This is a genomic window from Stenotrophomonas testudinis (assembly GCF_024499815.1).
GTDB lineage: Bacteria > Pseudomonadota > Gammaproteobacteria > Xanthomonadales > Xanthomonadaceae > Stenotrophomonas.
In genome coordinates this window covers 1-18,521 of record NZ_JAMOKY010000027.1, presented here as the reverse complement: position 1 = coordinate 18,521, position 18,521 = coordinate 1, and the positions used below count along the sequence as shown (strand labels likewise).

17 protein-coding genes are annotated in these 18,521 nt (G+C 65.9%); 3 read left to right on the top strand and 14 right to left on the bottom strand.

Annotated elements, in window-relative coordinates; all coding sequences use genetic code 11:
- Window positions 1-18: 18 nt before the first annotated feature.
- From pheS to thrS, 5 genes are all read right to left on the bottom strand, one after another.
- Window positions 19-1,014 (bottom strand): phenylalanine--tRNA ligase subunit alpha, encoded by a 996-nt coding sequence (gene pheS, locus NQ204_RS14080; protein ID WP_150455548.1) that lies wholly within the window; start codon window positions 1,012-1,014, stop codon window positions 19-21.
- Between the two features lie 197 nt (window positions 1,015-1,211).
- Window positions 1,212-1,571 (bottom strand): 50S ribosomal protein L20, encoded by a 360-nt coding sequence (rplT, locus tag NQ204_RS14075; protein WP_005410435.1) that lies wholly within the window; start codon window positions 1,569-1,571, stop codon window positions 1,212-1,214.
- An 11-nt stretch (window positions 1,572-1,582) separates the two neighbouring features.
- The gene (gene rpmI, locus NQ204_RS14070; RefSeq protein WP_005410436.1) at window positions 1,583-1,780 is read right to left on the bottom strand and encodes a 50S ribosomal protein L35; all 198 of its coding nucleotides are present in this window, start codon (window positions 1,778-1,780) and stop codon (window positions 1,583-1,585) included.
- A 253-nt stretch (window positions 1,781-2,033) separates the two neighbouring features.
- Window positions 2,034-2,576 carry a translation initiation factor IF-3 gene (gene infC / locus NQ204_RS14065; RefSeq protein WP_079222586.1) on the bottom strand — a complete coding sequence of 181 codons (543 nt, stop codon included), beginning with the start codon at window positions 2,574-2,576 and terminating at the stop codon, window positions 2,034-2,036.
- A gap of 48 nt (window positions 2,577-2,624) precedes the next feature.
- Window positions 2,625-4,526: a threonine--tRNA ligase gene (gene thrS / locus NQ204_RS14060; RefSeq protein ID WP_256644201.1), complete on the bottom strand. Its 1,902-nt coding sequence runs from the start codon at window positions 4,524-4,526 to the stop codon at window positions 2,625-2,627.
- Between the two features lie 434 nt (window positions 4,527-4,960).
- Between thrS and NQ204_RS14055 the strand changes: the two genes are divergently transcribed.
- From NQ204_RS14055 to NQ204_RS14045, 3 genes are read left to right on the top strand one after another with little or no spacing between them, the layout of a single operon-like run.
- Window positions 4,961-5,272 (top strand): hypothetical protein, encoded by a 312-nt coding sequence (locus NQ204_RS14055; RefSeq protein ID WP_116863218.1) that lies wholly within the window; start codon window positions 4,961-4,963, stop codon window positions 5,270-5,272.
- Complete coding sequence (locus NQ204_RS14050; RefSeq protein ID WP_116863219.1) at window positions 5,272-5,535, top strand: hypothetical protein; 264 nt, start codon at window positions 5,272-5,274, stop codon at window positions 5,533-5,535. Before NQ204_RS14055 ends, NQ204_RS14050 begins: the two co-directional genes overlap by 1 nt.
- A gap of 10 nt (window positions 5,536-5,545) precedes the next feature.
- The gene (locus tag NQ204_RS14045) at window positions 5,546-7,105 is read left to right on the top strand and encodes a PepSY-associated TM helix domain-containing protein (RefSeq protein ID WP_256644200.1); all 1,560 of its coding nucleotides are present in this window, start codon (window positions 5,546-5,548) and stop codon (window positions 7,103-7,105) included.
- 33 nt (window positions 7,106-7,138) lie between these two features.
- On the opposite strand, the gene NQ204_RS14040 is transcribed toward NQ204_RS14045, so the two are convergent.
- The 9 genes from NQ204_RS14040 to rimP all read right to left on the bottom strand — a co-directional run bounded on the left by NQ204_RS14040 (window position 7,139) and on the right by rimP (window position 18,087).
- Window positions 7,139-7,525 carry a VOC family protein gene (locus tag NQ204_RS14040; protein WP_305888416.1) on the bottom strand — a complete coding sequence of 129 codons (387 nt, stop codon included), beginning with the start codon at window positions 7,523-7,525 and terminating at the stop codon, window positions 7,139-7,141.
- Between the two features lie 83 nt (window positions 7,526-7,608).
- Window positions 7,609-8,793, bottom strand: a complete 1,185-nt coding sequence (locus tag NQ204_RS14035) for a glycoside hydrolase family 18 protein (RefSeq protein ID WP_256644199.1) — start codon at window positions 8,791-8,793, stop codon at window positions 7,609-7,611.
- A gap of 223 nt (window positions 8,794-9,016) precedes the next feature.
- Window positions 9,017-11,125, bottom strand: a complete 2,109-nt coding sequence (pnp, locus tag NQ204_RS14030) for a polyribonucleotide nucleotidyltransferase (RefSeq protein ID WP_116863223.1) — start codon at window positions 11,123-11,125, stop codon at window positions 9,017-9,019.
- Between the two features lie 150 nt (window positions 11,126-11,275).
- A complete protein-coding gene (gene rpsO, locus NQ204_RS14025; protein ID WP_005410445.1) occupies window positions 11,276-11,536 on the bottom strand; it encodes a 30S ribosomal protein S15 in 261 nt (86 codons plus the stop codon).
- Window positions 11,537-11,710: 174 nt separating this feature from the next.
- Window positions 11,711-12,619 carry a tRNA pseudouridine(55) synthase TruB gene (truB, locus tag NQ204_RS14020; RefSeq protein WP_116863224.1) on the bottom strand — a complete coding sequence of 303 codons (909 nt, stop codon included), beginning with the start codon at window positions 12,617-12,619 and terminating at the stop codon, window positions 11,711-11,713.
- Window positions 12,620-12,723: 104 nt separating this feature from the next.
- A complete protein-coding gene (gene rbfA / locus NQ204_RS14015) occupies window positions 12,724-13,107 on the bottom strand; it encodes a 30S ribosome-binding factor RbfA (RefSeq protein WP_005410447.1) in 384 nt (127 codons plus the stop codon).
- A 132-nt stretch (window positions 13,108-13,239) separates the two neighbouring features.
- Window positions 13,240-15,888 carry a translation initiation factor IF-2 gene (gene infB / locus NQ204_RS14010; protein WP_108769447.1) on the bottom strand — a complete coding sequence of 883 codons (2,649 nt, stop codon included), beginning with the start codon at window positions 15,886-15,888 and terminating at the stop codon, window positions 13,240-13,242.
- Between the two features lie 92 nt (window positions 15,889-15,980).
- Complete coding sequence (gene nusA / locus NQ204_RS14005) at window positions 15,981-17,492, bottom strand: transcription termination factor NusA (protein WP_108769448.1); 1,512 nt, start codon at window positions 17,490-17,492, stop codon at window positions 15,981-15,983.
- 4 nt (window positions 17,493-17,496) lie between these two features.
- Window positions 17,497-18,087: a ribosome maturation factor RimP gene (gene rimP, locus NQ204_RS14000; RefSeq protein ID WP_256644198.1), complete on the bottom strand. Its 591-nt coding sequence runs from the start codon at window positions 18,085-18,087 to the stop codon at window positions 17,497-17,499.
- Window positions 18,088-18,521 lie beyond the last annotated feature (434 nt).

Genomic DNA, 18,521 nt, shown 5'->3' with positions numbered 1-18,521 from the left:
GCTCTACATGGCTGCGGCTTACGCGAACTGTTTCAGGAACCGCACGTCGTTCTCGAAGAACGCGCGCAGGTCGTTGACGCCGTAGCGCAGCATGGCGAAGCGCTCCACGCCCAGGCCGAAGGCGAAGCCGGTGTAGCGCTCCGGATCGATGCCGACGTTGCGCAGCACGTTCGGGTGGACCATGCCGCAGCCCAGCACTTCCAGCCAGCGGGTGCTGCCGTCGGGCTGCTGCCACGCGATGTCCACTTCCGCGCCGGGTTCAACGAACGGGAAGTAGCTGGGGCGGAAGCGCATTTCGAAATCGCGCTCGAAGAAGGCGCGCACGAACTCGGCCAGCGTGCCCTTCAGGTCGGCGAAGGTGGAGTGCTCATCCACCAGCAGGCCTTCGACCTGGTGGAACATCGGCGAATGGGTCTGGTCGCTGTCGCTGCGGTACACCTTGCCGGCGGCGATCATGCGCAGCGGCGGCTGGTGCTCGCCCATGTAGCGCACCTGCACACCGGAGGTATGCGTGCGCAGCAGGCGGCCATCGCCGAAGTAGAAGGTGTCGTGCATGGCGCGCGCCGGGTGGTGCGGCGGGAAGTTCAGCGCCTCGAAGTTGTGCCAGTCGTCTTCGATTTCCGGACCCTCGGACAGCTCGTAGCCCAGCCGGCCGAAGATGCCGGTGATGCGTTCCAGGGTGCGGGTGATCGGGTGCAGGCCGGCGCGGTCGCCGTTGCGGCCCGGCAGGGTGATGTCGATCGCTTCGGCGGCCAGTCGCGCATCCAGTGCGGCGTTTTCCAGCACGGCCTTGCGCTCGCCCAGCGCGCTGGACAGCGCGTCACGGGCCTGGTTGATGGCTTCACCGGCGGCCTTGCGCTCGTCGGCCGGCAGGGTGCCGAGCTGCTTGAGCTGGGCGGTGATGCTGCCGCTCTTGCCGAGCAGGGCCACGCGCAGCTGTTCCAGCGTGTCGGGGCTCTGTGCGGCGGCCACATCGGCCAGCGCCTGGGTGGTGAGGGATTGGATGTCGCTCATGGGGGGGCCGGAACTCCAGTCGGTCTACCATCGCGATGCGCGAAGGGCCGACCCCTGTCGCCACCGCCGGTCCCCGCACCGCGCGCCTGCGGCGTTGCCGGGACCCAAAAAAGAATGGGGAAGGACTTGCGCCCTTCCCCATGCATTGCCTCTACCTGACACCGTTCCCGTTGAACGGCAACGGCATCGGGAAGGACTTATGCCGCCAGTGCGCCCTTGGCCTTTTCGGCCAGTGCAGCAAAACCAGCTGCGTCGTGCACGGCGATATCAGCCAGGACCTTACGGTCGAGGGTGATGCCGGCCTTCAGCAGGCCGTTCATGAAGCGGCTGTAGCTCAGGCCGTTGATGCGGGCAGCCGCATTGATACGGGTGATCCACAGCGAACGGAAGTTGCGCTTCTTCTGCTTACGGCCGATGTAGGCGTACTGCTGTGCCTTGATGACCGCCTGCTTGGCGACGCGGAAGACCTTGCGACGAGCGTTGTAGTAGCCCTTCGCCAGATCAAGGATTTTCTTGTGGCGGCGACGCGCCTGTACGCCACGCTTAACTCGTGCCATTTTTCAGTTCCTCAGAGGTAAGGGAGCATGCGGTCCAGACGGCCTGCGTCTTCTGCACGGACATGGCCCGTCTGACGCAGATTACGCTTACGCTTGGTCGCTTTCTTCGTGAGGATGTGGCTACGGTTGGCGTGGCCGCACTTGTACTTGCCCGAGGCGGTCTTGCGGAAACGCTTGGCCGCTGCCCGGTTGGTCTTGATCTTGGGCATTGCAATGTCCTTGATGGGGGTGACCCTGGTTTCTGACTGATCTGGCGGTGGCCTGGGCCACTCTTTCCGTCCTGCCATGATCGGCGTACGACCCGTCCTGGGTGGGTCGAGCCGGGCATGATACAGGCAAAACCGCCCTGCCACCAGCCCCTGCAACCCTCAAACGTCCTGCAGCAAAAGCAAAGGGACGCCAATGGCGCCCCTTCACCCTGAACCATTCAGCCAAGCGCCCCGAAAGGCAGCCCCGCAGGCCTCAGGTCTTCTTCTTCGGCGCGATCATCATGACCATCTGACGCCCTTCCAGGCGTGGACGGGATTCGATGACGATGTCCTCGCCCAGATCGGTCTCGATCCGGTTGGCCATCTCGCGACCCAGTTCCTGGTGGCTCATTTCACGGCCACGGAAGCGGATGTTGACCTTGATCTTGTCGCCTTCCTCAAGGAAACCGCGCATCTTGCGCAGCTTGATCTGGTAGTCGCCCTCGTCCGTGACCGGACGGAACTTCACTTCCTTGATCTCGACCTGCTTGGTCTTCTTCTTGGCCTCGCTGGCCTTCTTCTGCGCTTCGAACTTGAACTTGCCGAAATCCATGATCTTGCAGACCGGCGGATCGGCCTGCGGCTGGATTTCAACCAGGTCCAGGCCTTCATCTTCGGCCATGGACAGCGCTTCGTCGCGCGACAACACGCCGATCATTTCTCCGTCACTGCCGATCACGCGGACGCGCGGCACACGGATTTCCTGATTCTTGCGGTTCTGTTTGTTGTCAGGTGTGCTGATATTACGTTCTCCCAAGGGTATCGAACCGGTCCGGGCGTTTATTCACCCGGACCGGACCTTTGCTTACGCGCCCTCGGCCTGGAGCCGCTCGATGAAGGCCTGCAGGCTCATGCTGCCAAGGTCTTCGCCAGAACGCGTACGCACCGCCACAGCTCCATTTTCCTTCTCGCGGTCACCGATGACCAGCAGATAAGGCACGCGCTGCAACGTATGCTCGCGGATTTTATAACCGATCTTCTCGTTACGCAAATCGGAGATGACGCGGAAGCCTTGCTCCGCAAGGGTTTTGGTCACGCCCGCGACGTATTCAGCCTGGGCATCGGTGATGTTGGCCACCACCACCTGGGTCGGCGCCAGCCAGGCCGGGAACTGGCCGGCGTGGTGCTCGATCAGGATGCCCAGGAAACGCTCCATCGAGCCGACGATGGCACGGTGCAGCATGACCGGGTGCTTCTTCTGGCTGTTTTCGTCCACGTACTCGGCGCCCAGGCGGCCCGGCATCATGAAGTCGACCTGCATGGTGCCCAGCTGCCAGGTACGGCCGATCGCGTCCTTCAGGTGGTACTCGATCTTCGGGCCGTAGAAGGCACCCTCGCCCGGCAGCTCCTGCCATTCCACGCCACAGGCGGTCAGCGCCGAGCGCAGCGCACCTTCGGCCTTGTCCCAGGTGGCGTCGTCGCCCAGGCGCGATTCCGGGCGCAGGGCGATCTTGATCTGGATCTCGTCGAAACCGAAGTGCTGATAGACCGCCAGCGCCTGCTGGTGGAACGCGGTCACTTCCGATTCGATCTGGTTCTCGGTGCAGAACACATGGCCGTCGTCCTGGGTGAAACCACGCACGCGCAGGATGCCGTGCAGCGCGCCGGACGGCTCGTTGCGGTGGCAGGAACCGAACTCACCGTAGCGGATCGGCAGGTCGCGGTAGCTGTGCAGGCCCTGGTTGAACACCTGGACATGGCCCGGGCAGTTCATCGGCTTGACCGCGTAGGTGCGCTTCTCCGATTCGGTGAAGAACATGTTGTCCTGGTAGTTGTCCCAGTGGCCGGACTTCTTCCACAGGCTCACGTCGAGGATCTGCGGGCAGCGCACTTCGCCGTAGCCGCTGCTGCGGTAGACCTTGCGCATGTACTGCTCGACCACCTGCCACAGCGCCCAGCCCTTGGGGTGCCAGAACACCAGACCCGGGGCCTCTTCCTGCAGGTGGAACAGGTCCTGCTGCTTGCCGATGCGGCGGTGGTCGCGCATTTCGGCTTCTTCGATGCGCTTGATGTACGCCTCAAGCTGCTTCTTGTCAGCCCAGGCGGTGCCGTAGATGCGCTGCAGCTGTTCGTTCTGCGCATCGCCACGCCAGTAGGCACCGGAAATGCGGGTCAGCTTGAAGGCCTTCAGGAAGCGCGTGTTCGGCACGTGCGGGCCGCGGCACATGTCCACATATTCCTGGTGGTAATACATGCCCATCGCCTGGATGTCGTCGGACATGTCCTCGATCAGGCGCAGCTTGTAGTCCTCGCCACGGGCCTTGAAGATCTCGACCACTTCAGCGCGCGGCGTCACCTTCTTGATGACGTCGTAATCCTGGGCGATCAGCTCGCCCATGCGCTTCTCGATGGCGGCCATGTCTTCCGGCGTGAAAGGGCGCTCGGAATAGATGTCGTAGTAGAAGCCCTCGGCGATGACCGGGCCGATCACCATCTTCACGTCCGGGTACAGCTGCTTGACGGCGTGGCCGACCAGGTGGGCGCAGGAGTGGCGGATAATCTCCACGCCCTCCTCGTCCTTGGCGGTGATGATGCGCAGGCTGGCATCGTGGTCGATGACGTCGCTGGCATCGACCAGCACGCCATCAACGGCGCCGGCGATGGTGGCCTTGGCCAGGCCGGCGCCGATCGACTGGGCGACGTCCATGACGCTGACGGGATTTTCGAATTCGCGGCGGCTGCCGTCGGGAAGGGTGATATTGATCATCGCAATGGCTTCGTGCGGGGCCCGCTCGGGCGGGCTGGAAAGCGTTCCGGGCGGTGCCCGGGCAATAAAAAGGCGCCGCGAGGGCGCCTGCGGAACAGGGCCTTCGGGGGCAGGTCAGCGGTGGGCGGTGGTAGTGCTCATGTCGCACGCTCGGCCGGCGCTGGGCGCGGGCCACCTTGTTCCAGTCAGGGTTCTGCGACGATCTTAAACCAGCGCGCAGGAAAGCCCAAGGTGCAGCTCCGGCCCCCCCCCTGAACCGGGATCGCTGGCAGCGGAAAATCGCAATGATTACCATGTGCGCGCAGCCATCTCCGTTGGCAGCTTGACCGATTCCTCCAGGACCCCTCCGCCATGCGCCCCGCGTACCTTCCGGCCTGCGCAGCCCCTGCGCACGTGGCCCCCATCCAGACACTTGTACCGCCAGGTGCCCGGCAATGATCACCGTGGGCCTGCCGTCGCTGGGCTTCTGCAGCCTGGCCGTGCTGTCGGCGATGTTCTCCGCGCTCGCGTTTTACGCCGCCTCGCCGCACTGCCGCTGGCCGCGCGTGCGCCGTGCCGGCCGCTTGGGCCGGCAGATCGGCCTGGTCGCCACGGTCGCCTCGCTGTGGCTGTGGATGGCCGAACTGGGCGTCGCCGCCGGTCTGGTGGCGATGGTGTGCACCTGGATGCTGGTGGCCCTGCTGCTGCCGGCGCTGGCGGCCTGGCACCGCCCGGCGGTGGATGGCAGCGCACGGGAGCCGCGCTGATGTGGATGCGCGCCCTGTCGGGCCTCTTCGTCGGGTTTTTCCTTGCCGCCGCTGCCACCGGCCTGCTGACCTGGCTGCCGCCGGGGCCGTGGCCGAGCGCGGTGGTGCCGGCCCTGATCGCCTTCGTCCCGCTGTGGATGCTGGCGGCGCTGTGGGCCTTCAGTTTCCGCACCGTGGCGCGCGCCTGGCTGGTGCCTGCCGGCTGCGCCGCCGCCGGCTTCGCCGTGTTGTGGCTGCTGCGCCTGAGCGGCGCGGTGCAATGAGAACGAGCGCATGAAATTCAGTTCGCAGACCCTGCGTACCTTCACCACCCTGCACACCTGGGTCGGCCTGGTGACCGGCTTCGGCCTGTTCGTGGCGTTCTATGCCGGCGCCCTCACCCTGTTCCACCACGATCTGCCGGTGTGGCAGACGCCGGGCGCGGCCAGCGTGCTGCCGGCCGGGCTGGACGACGCGCAGTACCTGCTGGACGACGTGCTGGCCAAGCACCCGGAAGCACGCCGCCATGTCGGCATGACCTTCCCCGGTGCCGAGCACCCGCAGCCGCTGGCCTACTGGCAGGGCGCCGACGGCGGCTGGCGCTATGCCTGGCCCGGCAACACCGGCGGCAGCGCCACGCCACCGCAGGCGGGCCTGGCCGAGCTGGTCAACGAACTGCACTACAGCCTTGGCCTGCCGGTCGCCGGCATCTACGTGATGGGCATCGTCAGCCTGCTGTACGGCATGGCCTTGCTCAGCGGCCTGGTCATCCACCTGCCCAAACTGCTGGGCGACCTGTTCGCGCTGCGCCCGGGCCGCAACCTCAAGCAGATGTGGCAGGACGCGCACAACGTGATCGGCGTGCTCAGCCTGCCGTTCCACCTGATGTTCGCGGTGACCGGTGCCCTGCTCTGCTTGGTCTTCATCCAGATCGCCCTGCTCAACCCGCTCATCTTCGAAGGCAAGGCGATGCAGGTGGTGCCGGCGGCGATGGATACCGCGCCGGTGCGCGAAGCCGCGGGCGTGCCAGCCGCGCCGGGCAGCCTGCGCGAGCTGCATGCGCGCGCGCTCGAGGTGGCCCGCGCACAGGGCGTGAGCGATTTCGAACCGGCCTACCTGAAGCTGGCCAACAGCGGCGATGCCAACGCCACCATCGAGATCACCGGCGAATCCAGCGGCACGCTTGGGCCGCTGGGCTCGGTGGCGCTGGACGTGGCCAGCGGCCGCGTACTGGCCAGCCAGCTGCCCGGCCACCGCGATGCCAACCACGCCACGCTCAGCGCCGCCTATGCCCTGCACTTCGGCGAGTTCGGCAACGGCGTGGTGGTCTGGCTGTACTTCCTGCTGGGGCTGGGCGGTGCCTTCCTGTTCTACTCGGGCAACCTGCTGTGGATCGAATCACGGCGCAAGCGCCGGCAGCCGCAGCAGCCGCGCGCGGGGGTGAACATGGCGCGGGCCACGGTGGGCGTGTGCATCGGCCTGTGCGTGGCGATCTCGGTAGCCTTCGTCACCGCGCTGGTGCTTGAGCGCATCGCCCCGGCGGCGGTGGACCACGGCATCCGCTGGGCCTGCTTCGGCACCTGGGCCGCGTGTGCGCTGTGGGCCGCCGTGCGCCGGCCGGCGCAGGCCGCGCGCGAGCTGCTGTGGGCCGCGGCCATCAGCACTGCGCTGGTACCCGTGATGCATGGCTCGCTCAACGGCGACTGGCCGTGGCTGGCCGCCGCGCGCGGGCTGTGGCCGCTGTTCTGGATCGACGTGGTGGCCCTGGCGATGGCCTTCGGCTTCGGCCGGCTGGCAGTGGCCAGCCAGCGCCGCGCCCGTGATGGCGACCCCAACAGCGTGTGGGCCAATTGAGGAAACCGCCGGGCATGGCCCGGCGCCAACGCGTTACTGCGGGTAACGGCTGACTTCGATCAGGTTCCCGTCCGGATCGCGGAAGTACACCGACTCGATCGGCCCCAAGGCACCGGTGCGCGGCACCGGACCCTCTTCCACCGCGACGCCCTGCGCCTGCAGGTGGGCCAGTACATCGGCCGTGGCCGTACGCGTGACCAGGCACAGATCGGCGCTGCCCGGGGTTGGCCGCACGGCATGCGGCTGCAGCGGCGCACTGGCTGGGTGCAGGTTGATCTTCTGCCGGCCGAACTGCAGCGCGGTGCGGCCGGCGCCGAAGCCCACGACCTGCATGCCGAGCACGCGATGGTAAAAATCACAGCTGCGGTCGATGTCGGCGACGGTAAGGACCAGGTGGTCGAGGCGTTCGATGAGGATCATGCCCGCAGCTTAGCGCTGCGGGCGTGGTGTCGATGTGCGCGGTCGGGCGGCCGGTGTTGCGGCATTTCGCCCGTGCGGCGGGCTCAATCGCCGACGCGGACCTTGTGCCACGGTGCGAGCATGGCGTTGAGCAGGCTGGCCTGCTCGTCGTCGCCGGTCAGTTCCCACATGAACACGCCGGCCAGGCCCTGCTCGCGGGCGAACTGCGCGCGCAGGCCGATCGAGCGCGGGTCTTCGTAGCTGATGAAGATCTTCTGGGCCGCGTTGTACAGCCACGGGCTCTGCGCCTGTGGCTGCCAGTGCTTCGTCCAGCCCGGCTGGTCCAGATAGCGCGACTTGATCACCCGCCAGTCACCGGCATCGGCCGGTGCGCTGTAGGCCTGGTACAGGCCATCGGGCGCGTCACCGGTGACCTTGAACCCGCGCCCGTAGAACGGCACGCCCAGCACCAGCTTGTCGGCCGGCACCCCGTGTTCGCGGTAGTACTGCACGGCGCCGGCGACGTTGTTCCAGCGCCGCAGTTCCGGCGCCAGCGGGTCGGCCGGCACTTCATGCAGCGGCGCATTGAAGGTCGACACCGCCGAGAAGCCGGTGCCCATGTCATAGCTCATCAGGTTGATGAAATCGAACACCTTGGCCAGCGCCGGCAGGTCGTAGCTGGCGGCCGGGTCATAGGGGCCATCGGTCTGCAGGCGGCCGGTCGCGAGCGCGGCGGTCAGCAGCATCGGTTGGCCGCGCTTGCGGCCACGCGCATCCAGCGCCACGCGGAAGGCCTGAGCGAGTCGGGTCATGTTTGCGCGGTCCTGCGGGCGATGGGCGAGCTCCTTCGGGCCACCACTGACCGGGAATTCCCAGTCGATGTCCACGCCGTCGAAGCTGCCTGCGTACTTCTCGAAGAACAGCGCCATGCAGGAATCAACCAGGCGCTTGCGGCTGGCCTCGTTCAGCGCGGCATCGGAGAAGCCGCCTGCGCCCCAGCCGCCGATGGAGATCAGCGTGCGCAGGTGCGGGTGCGCCTTCCTCAGTTCGGCCAGCGCGGCGAAGTTGTTCGGCGCTTCGGCACCCACCGTGCAGCGCCCCGCCTCGAGGGTGGAGAACGCGTAGAACAGGTGGGTGAGGCGATCGGCCGGAATGTGCGACACCGGGTAGCGCTCGGCCGAACCGCCGGGATAGTAGGCACCGTAGATCGGCGGCGGCGCCGCGTGGCTGGCGGCAGGAACGGCGGCGGCGATCAGCAGGGCAAGCCCGGCGAGGGTCTGGCGCAACATGAAAACTCCCGGTTGGTAGAGTCGAGCGTGATCGACTCTACACGGCGGGGAGCCCGTAGAGTCGAGCTTGCTCGACTGCGCTGCAACCAGGCAGTCGAGCAATCTCGACGCTACGAAAGGCGCGGAATCGCAGGCAAAGAAAAAGCGGGCCGAAGCCCGCTTTTTCATTTTCGAAGGCGTGAGGACCAACGGTCCTCACCTACCGTCATCGACCGGAGGTCGATTACTCGGCGCTGGCGCCTTCGCCTTCTTCGACGGCCTTCATCGACAGGCGGATACGGCCCTGCTTGTCGACTTCCAGGACCTTGACCTTGACCACATCGCCTTCCTTCAGCACGTCGCCGACCTTCTCGACGCGGTCGCTGGAGATCTGCGACACGTGGACCAGACCGTCCTTGCCCGGCAGGATCGTGACGAACGCACCGAAGTCCATGATCTTGGCGACCTTGCCTTCGTAGATGCGGCCCGGCTCGACGTCCGAGGTGATCTGCTCGATGCGGGCCTTGGCGGCCTGGGCAGCGATGGCGTTGACCGAAGCGATGACGATGGTGCCGTCATCCTGGATGTCGATCTGGGTGCCGGTTTCCTTGGTGATGGCCTGGATGGTCGAGCCACCCTTGCCGATCACTTCGCGGATCTTGTCCGGGTGGATCTTGATGGTCAGAAGGCGCGGCGCGTAGTCCGACAGCTCTTCACGCGGAGCGGTCAGGCCGTGGGCCATTTCGCCCAGGATGTGCAGACGGCCAGCCTTGGCCTGCTGCAGAGCCTGCTTCATGATCTCTTCGGTGATGCCTTCGATCTTGATGTCCATCTGCAGGGCGGAGATGCCCTCAGCGGTACCGGCAACCTTGAAGTCCATGTCGCCCAGGTGATCTTCGTCACCCAGGATGTCGGACAGGACGACGAAGCGATCGCCTTCCTTGACCAGGCCCATGGCGATACCGGCAACCGGTGCCTTCACCGGCACGCCGGCGTCCATCAGGGCCAGCGACGAACCGCAGACCGAGGCCATCGACGAGGAACCGTTCGACTCGGTGATTTCCGAGACGACGCGGATGGTGTACGGGAAGGATTCCAGCGACGGCATCACAGCCAGCACGCCGCGCTTGGCGAGGCGACCGTGGCCGATTTCGCGGCGCTTCGGGCCCATCATGCGGCCGGTCTCACCCACCGAGTACGGGGGGAAGTTGTAGTGGAACAGGAAGTTTTCCTTGTACTCACCGGAGACGGCATCGATGACCTGGCCATCACGGGCGGTGCCCAGGGTGATGGTCACGATGGCCTGCGTTTCACCGCGGGTGAACAGCGAGGAACCGTGGGTACGCGGCAGGATGCCGGTCTGCACGGCGATCGGGCGGACGGTGTCCAGCTGACGGCCGTCGATGCGGACCTTGGTGTCCAGCACCGAGTTGCGCATGGTGCTGTATTCCAGCTCGCCGAATTCCTTCGACAGCTCGGCCGGGTTCCAGCCTTCAGCGGCCACGCGGCCAGCCAGGCTTTCGACCACGTCCTTCTTGATCGCCGAGATGGCGTCACGGCGCTGCAGCTTGTCGCGCACCTGGAAGGCTTCGCCCAGGCGCGGGCCGATGGCTTCCTGCAGGGCGCTGATCAGCGCGTCGTTCTTGGCCGGGGCCACCCAGGTCGACGGCTTGGTGCCGGCTTCCACGGTCAGCTCGTTGATCGCGTTGATGACCTTCTGCATTTCGCGGTGACCGAAGGTCACGGCGCCCAGCATCACGTCTTCGGACAGCAGCGCGGCTTCGGATTCAACCATCAGCACGGCGTTGGCGGTACCGGCAACGACCAGTTCCAGCTCCGATTCCTTCAGCTCCGACACGGTCGGGTTGAGGATGTATTCGCCGTTCTTGTAACCGACCTTGGCGGCGGCGATCGGACCCTTGAACGGGGTACCGGCCAGCGACAGGGCAGCCGAGGCACCGATCAGGGCCGGGATGTCACCGTCGATTTCCGGGTTCAGCGACATCACCGTGGCGATGATCTGGACTTCGTTCTTGTAGTCTTCCGGGAACAGCGGACGGATCGGACGGTCGATCAGACGCGAGATCAGGGTTTCCTTCTCGGTCGCGCGGCCCTCGCGCTTGAAGAAGCCACCCGGGATACGGCCACCTGCGTAGAACTTCTCCTGATAGTCACAGGTCAGGGGGAAGAAATCCTGGCCTTCGCGCGCGCTCTTGGCGGCAACGGCGGAGACCAGCAGCACGGTGTCGTCGAACTTGACGATGACGGCGCCACCGGCCTGACGGGCGATTTCGCCGGTTTCAAGCGTGACGGTGTGCTTGCCGTACTGGAAGGTTTTGGTGATTTTTGCCACGGAGGGTGTCCTTGGGGATGCTGTCTGCGAATTTGGACCGTCGGCGACCCTTGCCGCCAGCGGGTGACCGGATCGTTCCGGTCTGAATCGGTATTCCGGTGCTACAAAACAAAACCGCGGCGCATCGCTGCGCCGCGGGGGATTCTTTGCTTAGCGACGCAGGCCAAGCTTTTCGATCAGGGCCTTGTAACGCTCGACGTCCTTCTTCTTCAGGTAGTCGAGCAGGCTGCGACGGCGGTTGACCATCTGCAGCAGGCCGCGGCGGCTGTGGTGGTCCTTCTTGTGGGTCTTGAAGTGGCCGGTCAGCAGTTCGATGCGGGCGGTCAGCAGGGCAACCTGGACTTCCGGGGAGCCGGTGTCAGCCGAGCTGCGCTTGTTGTCTTCAATGACCTTCTGGGTGTCGATCGACATTTTCTTTTTTCTCTGTGATGCGTGGCCGGCAGGAACGCGCTTCGCGCACCGCCAGGCTCGCCGTGAACTACGAGGGTGAAACCTGCGCGAGGCAGGTTGCCGGAAAACGGCCGCGAAATTGTAACGGTCAGGGGCTCCAGGAACAAGGACCGGGGCTGAACCGCCCTGCCCCGGTCAGAGGTTGAAGCGGCGCTGCGGGGCCAGCAGGCCACTGTCGTCGACCTGCCCCAGGCCCTGGACAGCATCGTCCGGCCCGTACACGGCCACCAGGCCGCGCGGCCAGGAGGCATCGCGCTGGCGCTGGCCGACACAGAAGCGGTGCGCCTGTTCAGCGTCGAGGTCGACCCGCGGGTATTCGGCCAGGCCGGCGGCCAGCGGCAGCAGCAGCGCGTCCATGCCGGCCTCGTCGCCGGACTCGACCATCGCCCGCAGCTGGTCCAGGGTGACCATGGCCGGAGCGTGGAACGGCTCGACCCACAGTCGGCGCAGCGCGCTGATATGGGCGCCACAGCCCAGCGCCTCGCCGAGGTCGCGGGCCAGGCTGCGGATGTAGGTGCCCGAACCGCAGGTCACCCGCAGCCGCAGGCGCTCGGCCTGCTGCTCGACCACCTCGATGGCATGCACCTGCACCTCGCGCTCGGGCGCCTCGATGACGTCACCACGGCGGGCCTTCACATACAGTGGCTCACCGCCCTGCTTCAGCGCCGAATAGATCGGGGCGCGCTGAAGGATGCTGCCGGTCAGCGGCGCCAGTGCGGCCTGCAGGGCCTCGGCGCTGACCGCCGGGACCGGGCGCTGCAGCAGCACCTGGCCTTCGGAATCATCGGTATCGGTGGTCTGTCCGAGCTGGATCTCGGCGTCATAGGCCTTGGCCGAGCCCAGCAGAAGGCCGGCGATCTTGGTCGCCTCGCCGAAGCACAGCGGCAGCAGGCCGGTGGCCAGCGGGTCGAGGCTGCCGGTATGGCCACCCTTCTCGGCACGGAACAGGCGGCGGGCCACCTGCAGGGCGGCGTTGGAGCTCATGCCGGTCGACTTGTCGAGCAGCAGGATGCCATCCAAGCGACGGAACTGAATTCGGGTCATGACGGGATTTTGTAGAGTCGAGCCATGCTCGACTGCCGAAGCGCGGCCAGCGTCCGGCCTCGCACGAGCAGAATGGAAAACGCCGGGCATCACCCGGCGCAAGCTTATTCTTCGTCGCTCTCGCGACGCTTCTCCGCGGCCAGCGTATCGGGCAGGTCGCGCAGGATGTTGTCGATGTGCTCACCACGGTCGACCGAGTCGTCGTAGTGGAAATGCAGCTCCGGCACATGTCGCAGCTTCATCGCGCGGGCCAGGTCCATGCGCAGGCGGTAGCCCAGCTCCTTCAGGCCGGCCACGGCTTCGGCCGAACGTTCCGGCATCAGCGCGGTGACGAACACCTTGGCATGGGCCATGTCGCGGGTGATTTCCACGTCGGACACGCTCACCGAGGGCAACCCGTGCTCGCGCACGGCGTTGTGCACCAGGGTGCCGAGTTCACGGCGCAGCTGGGCGGAGACACGGTCGGTTCGATGGAAAGTCTTGGGCACGAGATGCTCTTGGTTCAGTTGTCGCCCGACCAACGGTCGGGCGCTACCTTTGATTCGATTGTCACCCGACCAACGGTCGGGCGCTACATGTGCGTGGTGCGGCCCGACCGTTGGTCGGGCCACCTTGCAGCATTACAGGGTGCGCGGCACTTCGATACGCTCGAAGCACTCGATCTGGTCACCCGGCTTGACGTCGTTGTAGGCCTTCACCGCGATACCGCATTCGGTACCGTTGCGGACTTCCTCGACGTTCTCCTTGAAGCGGCGCAGCGATTCCAGCTCGCCCTCGAAGATCACCACGCTGTCGCGCAGCACGCGGATCGGCTTGTTGCGCTTGACCACGCCCTCGATGACCATCGAGCCGGCAACCGCACCCAGCTTGGAGCTGCGGAAGACGTCGCGGACCTCGGCGATACCGATGATCTCTTCGCGGATCTCCACGCCCAGCAGACCGGATGCCACCTGCTTCACCTGGTCGATCACGTCATAGATGATCGAGAAGTATCGCAGGTCCACGCCGTTGGATTCGATGATGCGACGGGCCGAAGCGTCCGCACGCACGTTGAAGCCGATGACGGTGGCCTTCGAAGCGGCGGCCGAATTGGCGTCCGACTCGGTGATGCCGCCCACGCCGGAGTGGATCACGTTGATGCGGATGTCTTCGTTGGACAGCGCGACCAGTGCCTGGCTCAGGGCCTGCACCGAACCCTGCACGTCGGCCTTGATGACCAGGTTGAGGACCTGCTGGCCCTCGCCCTTGCCGAGGGTCGCCATGATGTCTTCCATGCGGCTGCCAGCGGTGGCGACCAGGCGCGATTCGCGGCGCTTGGTCTCACGCTGCTGGGCAACGTCCTTGGCCAGTCGCTCGTCCTCGACGACCACGAAGTCGTCACCGGCTTCCGGCACGCCGGACAGGCCCAGGACCTGCACCGGGATGGACGGACCGGCGAACTCCGGCTGCTTGCCGGTTTCGTCGAACAGCGCACGCACGCGGCCGTACTGGATGCCGCACACCAGGTAGTCGCCCTTCTTCAGGCGGCCCTGCTGCACCAGCACGGTGGCGACCGGGCCACGGCCCTTGTCCAGCGAGGATTCGATGACCACGCCTGCGGCGCGGCCTTCGTCGACGGCCTTCAGTTCCAGCAGTTCGGCCTGGACCGAGACGGCGTCCAGCAGGTCGTCGATGCCCAGGCCGGTCTTGGCCGAGATCTCCACCATCTGGATGTCACCACCGAAGTCTTCGGCCACGACCTGCTCGGAGAGCAGTTCGTTCTTGACCCGCATCGGGTCGGCGCCGGACTTGTCGATCTTGTTGATGGCCACGATCAGCGGCACACCCGCCGAACGGGCGTGCTGGATCGCTTCCTTGGTCTGCGGCATGACGCCGTCGTCGGCGGCAACCACCAGCACCACGATGTCGGTCAGCTTGGCACCGCGGGCACGCATCGAGGTGAACGCGGCGTGGCCCGGGGTATCCAGGAAGCTGATGACGCCCTTCGGCGTATCAACGTGGTACGCACCGATGTGCTGGGTGATGCCACCGGCTTCGCCGTGGGCAACCTTGGTGCGGCGGATGTAATCCAGCAGCGAGGTCTTGCCGTGGTCGACGTGGCCCATGATGGTGACCACCGGCGGACGCTGCACGGCTTCGCCCTGGTTTTCACCGGTCGAGGCCAGCAGTGCGTCTTCGGCGTCGTTGTCATTGGCACGGATCGCCTTGTGGCCGAGTTCTTCGGTCACCAGCGCGGCGGTGTCGTGGTCGATGGACTGGGTGATGGTGGCCATCACGCCCATCTTGAACAGCGCCTTCACCACCTCGCCGCCCTTCAGCGCGAGCTTCTGCGCCAGGTCGGCCACGGTGATGGTTTCGCCGATCGCCACTTCACGCACGACCGGTGCGGTCGGACGCTCGAACGCGTGCGGGCCAGCGTTGTTGCCACCACGCGACATGTCGCGACGGCCGCCACTCTGGTTGCGACCACCCGGACGACCGCGGTTGTTGCTGTTGTTGCTGTTGCCACGACGCGCGCGGTCGGCAGCCGACAGGTGCATCTGGCCGGCGAAACGATCGCCCGGGCCACGCTCGCTGCGCGGCGCGCTGCGGTTGTTGCGGTCGTCGTTGCGCGGCGGTGCCGGCGGTGCACCACGCGGTGCGGCCGGAGCGGCAGCCGGGGTACGCGGCGGGCGCGGCGCGGTTTCGTCGATCGGAGCGCGCTTGGGCTTGGTGGCAGCCAGGGCCTCGGCGGCCTTGGCGGCAGCTGCAGCTTCCTCGGCAGCCTTCTTCTCGGCCTCGGCACGTTCCTTGGCGGCAACTTCTTCCTCACGGGCACGGACGATGGCTTCGTCGCGCAGACGATCCTTCTCGGCCAGGGCCTGCTGTTCGGCAAGGTTGCGGGCGCGCGACTCTTCCAGCTTGCGCAGGATGTCGGCGCGCTCTTCGTCCGGCGTCATGGCACGCGCACCATCCTTGACGTAGGTACGCTTCTGGCGCACCTCGACATTCACGGTCGTCTTGCTGCGACCGGAATTGACCGTCACTTCCTGCTGTTTCCGGCGGTTGAGCGTGATCTTCTTTGCAGACTGATCCGTCTCTTCCGGGGCCTGCTCGGGCTTGCCGTGCGAACGACGGAGGAAGCCCAGGAGCTTCACCTTCTCGGTGCTGGTCACGACCTGGTCGGGGCCGCTGAACTTCATGCCGGCACCGGCCAGCTGTTCCAGCAGTTTCTCGACCGGCGTGTTGACCAGTTCGGCAAGCTTGCGGATGGTGGTTTGCTGCGACATTCGGATCCTATGATCTTGTGGGCGCCCCCCCGCAGTTGGAGGTGGCGCGGATTCTACGCCCTGATCGGCTCAGGGCCCTGTTCATTGCCGGCTCATTCGCCGCGTTCCAGTCGGGCGATCTCCTCGGCACGCGCGGCCAGGATCAGCGCCGCGGCGCGCTCCTGGTCCAGCCCTTCGATGCCGAAGTCCATGACCTCGTCGGCGGCCAGGTCGGAAAGCTCCTCGCTGGTGCGCACGCCGTGGCCGGCCAACGCGTATGCGGTGGCTTCGTCCATGCCCTCAAGGGACAGCAGGTCCTGCGCCGGCTGGCCGTCTTCAAGGCCTTCCTCGACTGCCAGGGCCTCATTGAGCAGCGCATCGCGGGCACGAGCGCGCAGCTCTTCGACGATGTCCTCGTCGAAACCTTCCACGGCCAGCAGTTCGCCGACCGGGACATAAGCAATTTCTTCAACCGTACCGAAGCCTTCGCTGACCAGGATGCCGGCGATTTCCTCGTCGACTTCCAGCTTGTCCATGAACAGCTGGCGGGCCGACGACTGCTCGGCTTCCGACTTGGCGGTGACCTGGTCCTGGGTCATCACGTTCAGCTGCCAACCGGTCAGGCGGCTGGCCAGGCGCACGTTCTGGCCGCCCTTGCCGATGGCCTGGGCCAGGCGGTCTTCGGCCACGGCCAGATCCATCGAGTGCTTGTCTTCATCGACGATGATCGACTGCACTTCGGCCGGCGCCATCGCGTTGATGACGAAGTTGGCAGGGCTGTCGTTCCACAGCACGATGTCCACGCGCTCGCCATTGAGCTCGTTGGACACGGCCTGCACGCGCGAACCGCGCATGCCGATGCAGGCACCGATCGGATCGGTACGGGTATCGTGGGCCAGCACGGCGATCTTGGCGCGGTCGCCCGGGTCGCGGGCACAGGCCTTGATTTCCACCAGGCCCTGGCCGACTTCCGGCACTTCGAGCTTGAACAGCTCGATCATGAATTCCGGGGCGGCGCGGCTGATGAACAGCTGCGGGCCACGCGGTTCCGAACGCACTTCGGCCAGGTAGCCGCGCACGCGGTCACCAGCGCGCAGCACGTCGCGCGGGATGCCCTTGTCCTTCGGGATGAAACCTTCGGCGTTGCCGCCCAGGTCCACGTAGATGTTGCCGCGCTCGGCACGCTTGACCACACCGGTGATCAGCTCACCGACGCGATCCTTCCACGCATCGACGACCTGCTGGCGCTCGGCTTCGCGCACGCGCTGCACGATGACCTGCTTGGCAGCCTGGGCGGCGATGCGGCCGAAATCGGGGTTTTCGATCTGTTCTTCGATGTAGTCGCCGACGTCCACGCCTTCGGCTTCGTCGACGGCGTCCATCAGGCGGATCTGGCGGTCCGGCGATTCCATGACCACGTCATCGGCCACCACTTCCCAGCGGCGGTAGGTTTCGTAGCTGCCATCCTTGTGGTCGATGACCACGCGGGTCAGCACTTCCTCGTCGGCATAGCGCTTCTTCGCTGCGGACGCCAGGGCGGCCTCGATCGCATCGAAGATCACTTCACGCGGCACGCCCTTCTCGTTGGCGACCGCGTCCACTACCAGCAACAGTTCCTTGCTCATTGGCTCACTCCGCGCGCGGCTTCTTTGCCGCCGGCTCGTTGGAAGAAGAATTCTTGTCCGGCTTCGGACGCTTCGGCGCCGGGCCGGTCGGCTTGCTCGGGGCCAGGCCCAGGGCAACCCAGTCCGGCAAGATCCGGGCCTTGTCGATGTTGTCGGCCGACACGACCACTTCGGTCTTGTCGACGATGAAGGTGATGGTGTCCGCAGCCTCGTCGGTCGCTTCGATGCGGCCCTGCAGGCGACGACGGTTGTCCTGCGGCAGCTTCAGCGTGACCTTGGCCATTTCGCCCAGGTGACGGCCGAACTGCTCCAGGTTGAACAGCGGACGGTCGACGCCCGGCGAAGACACTTCCAGCGTGTAGTTGCCGCTGATCGGGTCTTCGACGTCCATCTGCGCGGACACTTCGCGGCTCACCCGCTCGCAGTCGTCCACGTTGATGATGCGCTCGGGCTGTTCAGCCAGCGGCACGTCGATGTAAAGGCGCAGGGTCGCACCGCCGGGGGCCGGCAGATACTCAACGCCCAGCAGCTCCAGGCCCAGCGACACAACGGTCGGGCCGAGCAGATTCGCGATGTCGGTTGCCTTGTCGCTCACAGCCTGCCTTGATCTCTTGGTTGGGTGCCGGCCACGGCCGGCGGGGAAAACATGACGCCCCGGAAACGACAAAGGGCCCGCTGGGCCCCTTTTTCCGGAAAGACTCCGGTGACTGGATTCCGGTTGCAACGCGCTGCGTAAGCGTGTTGCGAGCCCTCCTTCCGGACCGGGTCTCCCGTGGGGGAGGCCGCCTTCAGGGGTACTGCCTAGGCCGCTGATGATAGCGGCTGCACCTCGCTGGTGCAAGGCTTGGACCGGCTTGCTGCACCGGCAGTCGAGCATGGCTCGACTCTACAAACAGGCGGAACCCCAAAGAAAAACGCCTTCGAAGCAGGACTTCGAAGGCGATCTCTTTACTTGGTAGCGGGGGCAGGATTTGAACCTGCGACCTTCGGGTTATGAGCCCGACGAGCTGCCAGACTGCTCCACCCCGC

Coding starts and splice junctions, on each gene's coding strand:
- pheS (WP_150455548.1), bottom strand. CDS start 1,014: ATGAGCGACATCCAATCCCTCACCACCCAGGCGCTGGCCGATGTGGCC.
- rplT (WP_005410435.1), bottom strand. CDS start 1,571: ATGGCACGAGTTAAGCGTGGCGTACAGGCGCGTCGCCGCCACAAGAAA.
- rpmI (WP_005410436.1), bottom strand. CDS start 1,780: ATGCCCAAGATCAAGACCAACCGGGCAGCGGCCAAGCGTTTCCGCAAG.
- thrS (WP_256644201.1), bottom strand. CDS start 4,526: ATGATCAATATCACCCTTCCCGACGGCAGCCGCCGCGAATTCGAAAAT.
- NQ204_RS14055 (WP_116863218.1), top strand. CDS start 4,961: ATGATCACCGTGGGCCTGCCGTCGCTGGGCTTCTGCAGCCTGGCCGTG.
- NQ204_RS14050 (WP_116863219.1), top strand. CDS start 5,272: ATGTGGATGCGCGCCCTGTCGGGCCTCTTCGTCGGGTTTTTCCTTGCC.
- NQ204_RS14045 (WP_256644200.1), top strand. CDS start 5,546: ATGAAATTCAGTTCGCAGACCCTGCGTACCTTCACCACCCTGCACACC.
- NQ204_RS14040 (WP_305888416.1), bottom strand. CDS start 7,525: ATGATCCTCATCGAACGCCTCGACCACCTGGTCCTTACCGTCGCCGAC.
- NQ204_RS14035 (WP_256644199.1), bottom strand. CDS start 8,793: ATGTTGCGCCAGACCCTCGCCGGGCTTGCCCTGCTGATCGCCGCCGCC.
- rpsO (WP_005410445.1), bottom strand. CDS start 11,536: ATGTCGATCGACACCCAGAAGGTCATTGAAGACAACAAGCGCAGCTCG.
- truB (WP_116863224.1), bottom strand. CDS start 12,619: ATGACCCGAATTCAGTTCCGTCGCTTGGATGGCATCCTGCTGCTCGAC.
- infB (WP_108769447.1), bottom strand. CDS start 15,888: ATGTCGCAGCAAACCACCATCCGCAAGCTTGCCGAACTGGTCAACACG.
- nusA (WP_108769448.1), bottom strand. CDS start 17,492: ATGAGCAAGGAACTGTTGCTGGTAGTGGACGCGGTCGCCAACGAGAAG.